The following is a 3,937-nucleotide window of genomic DNA, read 5'->3' as shown; positions in this document are numbered from 1 at the left end:
GCGCGACGGACGGTTGTCCGTCGCCCCACCGAAAGGGGTGAACCGGCGTAACTTTCCCGGCGGAACAGCGTTCTGTCGCGCTATGGAAACTGAGGGTTACTCAGATGTGGGATGGACCCAGGCATTCGGGCGGCACTTGATGCCGTCGAGATCCAGTGTCTTGGTCTGCTGCTGCATCACCGGCGCGAGCGTGCCCTGCGTCCGGCAGCTCTCGTGGTTGTGACCGAGCCGGTGGCCCACCTCGTGGTTGATGAGCATCTGCCGGTACGAGAACAGCTTGTCCGGTCCGAAGGTGGCCGAACCCTGCGCCCAGCGGTAGGCGTTGATCATCACGCGCTCGGTGGCGGCCGAGTCGCAGGAGACGTTGTCCTCCATGGTGTCGAGGCCGGACTTGGCACACCACGCGCCGGTGGTGCCCGGGCTCGCCAGCGTGATGACGAAGTCCGGCTCGCCCTCGGAGATCCGTTCGAAGGTCATGGCGCCGTCGTGCGCCCAGCTCCGGTCGTCGTTGAGGGTCTTCTGGACCGCCTGGGCGAACAGCCCGGCGTCGAGCCCGAGCCCCTTCTCCACGTCGATCCGGTAGCGGTGGACCGTCCCCTTGCCGGGCGCCTTGGCGGAGCCGGGCACGGTGTCGAACTTCCCCGAGCCCGTCAGCGCCGGCGACAGCGGATAGGGCTTGGCCATTTTCTGCTCATACGTAAGGGGCTTGACGTCCGCCGCCTCGGGCGAGGGAGTCGTACGGCTGTCCGAACGTGACGCGTCGCCCACGTCGTCCCGGTCGACCCCCGCGGCCTGCGCGGCGCCGTTTCCGGAAGTGCCGTCGTGGGCGACCTGCCCGGCCACGACGACCGCGAGCACGGTGGTCACCGCGGCGGCCGCGATACCGGTGAGCGTACGGCCCTTGCCTCCCTTGGCCTCCTTGGCCGGGGCCGGGGCCGGGGCCGCGTCCCCGTCGCTCCGCGTCTCCGGCTCGCGGTGGTCCCAGTCGGTGACGGAGCGGTACGGGTCGTCGGCCACCTGGTCGCGCCGGCGCGGCGCGGGCGGCACGGGCGGCGCGGGCGGGCTGTCGAAGGCATCGACGAACTCGCGCCGCGGGCCCGGTATCAGCGGCCGGGTGCCGGCGGCCCGCTGGTGGTGCGGGGGGCGCGGAGCGCCGGGGCGCGCGCCGGACGCGGGCGCCTGGAGACCGGGGCGACCCGGGGCGCGCCCGGGGCCCGTACCCCAGCCGCCGCCGGGTTCACGCTGTTCGGGGTGGCCGCCGCGCACCTCGGGCGCCCCCGCGAAGGGTGCGGGCCCCGCCTGCCGTCTGCGCCGTCCGGTGCCGGCGACGGGCCGGGCGGCCTCGCGCCCCGCTTCGTCCGGCTCCGCCTGCCCGGTCCCGGGCGCGCTGGGCTCGGGGCCCTTCCGGCTGTGTCGTCCCACGCCCTGGATCAGCTCCCGCCGCATTCGTCGAGCAATTCCCGGAACGCCTGGGCGACCGCCTCCGGGTACTCCATCATCGCCACGTGCCCGGCATCGGGCAGTGTCAGCAGGCGCGCGTCGCGGAAGGCCGCGGACGCCCTGCGGGCCATCCGGAACGAGACGAGCCGGTCCCGTCCGCCGTACACCAGCTGGGTCGGCGCGAGCACCCGCTCGGCCTGGCGCCACAGCCCGTGCTGTCCGCCCAGCGTGTACGCGTCGACGATGCCACGGGCGGAACGCGCCATGGCGTCCCAGAAGTACGGCAGTTCCAGCCGGCGCTCCATTTCGGCCACCGCGTCGCGGAAGCCCGCCTCGGAGACCCGTGCCGGATCGCCGTAACAGAGTGCCATGACTCCGCGGGTGCGGTCCTCCGCGGTCCAGTCCCGGGAGAGCCGGGCGAACAGGGAGGCGACGCCCGGCAGTGCGAGCAGTGCGGTCGGGGCGGCCGTGCGCTGGACCCGGATCTCCGGGAGCGCGGGCGAGATCAGCGTGAGCGTACGCACCAGGTCGGGGCGGACCGCGGCGACCCTGGTGGCGACCGCGCCGCCCATCGAGTTGCCGAACAGGTGTGCGGGCCCGCGCTCCTGGGCGTCCAGGAGCCGGATGACCGCGCGGGCGTGTCCGGTGACCGAGTAGTTGCCGTCGTCCGGGGGCGGCGAGTCGCCGAAGCCGGGCAGGTCGACCGCCTCGCAGTCGGCCAGGTCGTCCATCAGCGGCATCAGGGCCGACCAGTTCTGCGAGGAGCCGCCGAGCCCGTGCACGAAGAGGGCGGGCGGCAGCCCGGGCCCCCGGGACGGTCGCGAACGGACGGTGAGTGTCAGCCCGGGCAGCTCGACGGAGCGCAGCCGCTCCCCCTCCGCGACCCTGACGGCGCTCACCGTGGGTGACACCGCCGCGGCGGCGGCGCGAACTCCCGGCAGCTCGGTCGAAGACATGCGGCAATGTTACGAGATGATCACACCGGGGTTCGTGTGTTCGCCGTCACACGATCGCATAGCGGCTTCACGGGGTACCTCATAGGCTCGAACCGAGGAAGGGAGTCACCATGACGGTCGACCCGAGGGACCCGGAGACCTTCGAGGACGTCCAGCCGGACGAGCCCGACCAGGAGACGCCCGAGGCGGACGCCGCCGAGCAGCACGCAGACCTCCGTCCGGAGGGCGACGAACCGCTCACCGACCTCGACCGCGGCGGCGCCAGCGAGGCGGACGCGGCGGACCAGGCCCGTGCGGTCCCACAGGATGAGGACGATTACCGCTGATACGTCCCGCTCTGCCCGCCGGGGCGGACAATCTGCGGCTACCGCAGCCGTCCGGTCCGTGAAATTCTGCGTCCGCGCCGCGCATACCCGGGTTACCCAAAAGTACGATGTCGGTATGGCGCGGCACGTACGGAACGGCTGTGTCGGACCACGAATTTGGGAGGCGGCGTGACAGCCATCGAGCAGACCGAGGCGGCGCGCCCGCGGGGCACTCGCCTGCCCCGCCGCGCCCGACGCAACCAGCTGCTGGGAGCCGCGCAGGAGGTCTTCGTCGCGCAGGGCTACCACTCCGCGGCGATGGACGACATCGCGGAGCGCGCCGGGGTCAGCAAGCCGGTGCTCTACCAGCACTTCCCGGGCAAGCTGGAGCTCTACCTGGCCCTCCTCGACCAGCACTGCGAGTCGCTGCTCCAGTCCGTGCGCACGGCGCTGGCGTCGACCACGGACAACAAGCTGCGCGTGGCCGCGACGATGGACGCGTACTTCGCGTACGTGGAGGACGAGGGCGGCGCCTTCCGGCTGGTCTTCGAGTCCGACCTGACCAACGAGCCCGCCGTGCGCGAGCGCGTGGACCGGGTCTCGCTCCAGTGCGCCGAGGCGATCTCCGATGTGATCGCGGGCGACACGGGCCTCTCCAAGGAGGAGTCCATGCTCCTCGCGGTGGGTCTCGGCGGGGTGTCCCAGGTGGTCGCCCGCTACTGGCTGTCGAGCCGGTCGGCCATTCCGCGCGACACCGCCGTGCAGCTGCTCACCTCGCTGGCCTGGCGCGGCATCGCGGGCTTCCCCCTGCACGGCATCGATCAGCACTGACCGCCCGGCCCGGCGCCCGTGTTCGCTGCGGGCGTGGCCGGGGCGCCCTGACGAGTCCCCTCAGCGGGCTAATGTGTGCTGCGTACGGCGCGGTTCGCCGCGCAGGGACTGACCGTCGGAGGGACATAGCCGTGGAGGTCAAGATCGGGGTGCAGCACACGCCCCGGGAGATCGTTCTGGAGAGCGGGCTTTCCGCCGAAGAGGTCGAGAGCGCGGTGTCCGAGGCTCTCGCCGGCAAGGCGCAGCTGCTCAGCCTCACGGACGAGAAGGGCCGCAAGGTCCTGGTGCCGGCCGACCGGATCGCCTACGTGGAGATCGGCGAGCCCAGCACCCGACGGGTGGGGTTCGGCGCGCTGTAGAGCGTACGAACGCGAGGAGAGGGGGGGGGGGGGGGGGGGGGGGGAG

5 protein-coding genes are annotated in these 3,937 nt (G+C 72.6%); 3 read left to right on the top strand and 2 right to left on the bottom strand.

Features of this window, described 5'->3' with window-relative positions; genetic code table 11:
• Positions 1-96: 96 nt before the first annotated feature.
• Positions 97-1,446 (bottom strand): DUF3152 domain-containing protein, encoded by a 1,350-nt coding sequence (locus ACN6LM_RS37675; protein WP_445069928.1) that lies wholly within the window; start codon positions 1,444-1,446, stop codon positions 97-99.
• On the bottom strand, positions 1,431-2,396 hold the full coding sequence (locus ACN6LM_RS37670; protein WP_445069927.1) for an alpha/beta fold hydrolase: 966 nt from the start codon (positions 2,394-2,396) through the stop codon (positions 1,431-1,433). Before ACN6LM_RS37670 ends, ACN6LM_RS37675 begins: the two co-directional genes overlap by 16 nt.
• Positions 2,397-2,506: 110 nt before the next feature.
• On the opposite strand from ACN6LM_RS37670, the gene ACN6LM_RS37665 reads away from it, so the two are divergent.
• The 3 genes from ACN6LM_RS37665 (at position 2,507) to ACN6LM_RS37655 (ending at position 3,891) form a co-directional block, all read left to right on the top strand.
• Complete coding sequence (locus ACN6LM_RS37665) at positions 2,507-2,722, top strand: hypothetical protein (protein WP_445069926.1); 216 nt, start codon at positions 2,507-2,509, stop codon at positions 2,720-2,722.
• A 168-nt stretch (positions 2,723-2,890) separates the two neighbouring features.
• Positions 2,891-3,532, top strand: a complete 642-nt coding sequence (locus ACN6LM_RS37660) for a TetR family transcriptional regulator (protein ID WP_164398457.1) — start codon at positions 2,891-2,893, stop codon at positions 3,530-3,532.
• A 131-nt stretch (positions 3,533-3,663) separates the two neighbouring features.
• Positions 3,664-3,891, top strand: a complete 228-nt coding sequence (locus ACN6LM_RS37655) for a DUF3107 domain-containing protein (RefSeq protein ID WP_024490505.1) — start codon at positions 3,664-3,666, stop codon at positions 3,889-3,891.
• Positions 3,892-3,937: the final 46 nt, after the last annotated feature.

This window comes from Streptomyces sp. SAS_281 (genome assembly GCF_052542855.1).
Note: the sequence above shows the minus strand (reverse complement) of the source record. Positions and strands in the feature narration are given on the sequence as shown.

Excerpts from the sequence above, each read along its gene's own strand:
- ACN6LM_RS37675 (WP_445069928.1), bottom strand. The coding sequence starts at position 1,446 with ATGCGGCGGGAGCTGATCCAGGGCGTGGGACGACACAGCCGGAAGGGC.
- ACN6LM_RS37665 (WP_445069926.1), top strand. The coding sequence starts at position 2,507 with ATGACGGTCGACCCGAGGGACCCGGAGACCTTCGAGGACGTCCAGCCG.
- ACN6LM_RS37670 (WP_445069927.1), bottom strand. The coding sequence starts at position 2,396 with ATGTCTTCGACCGAGCTGCCGGGAGTTCGCGCCGCCGCCGCGGCGGTG.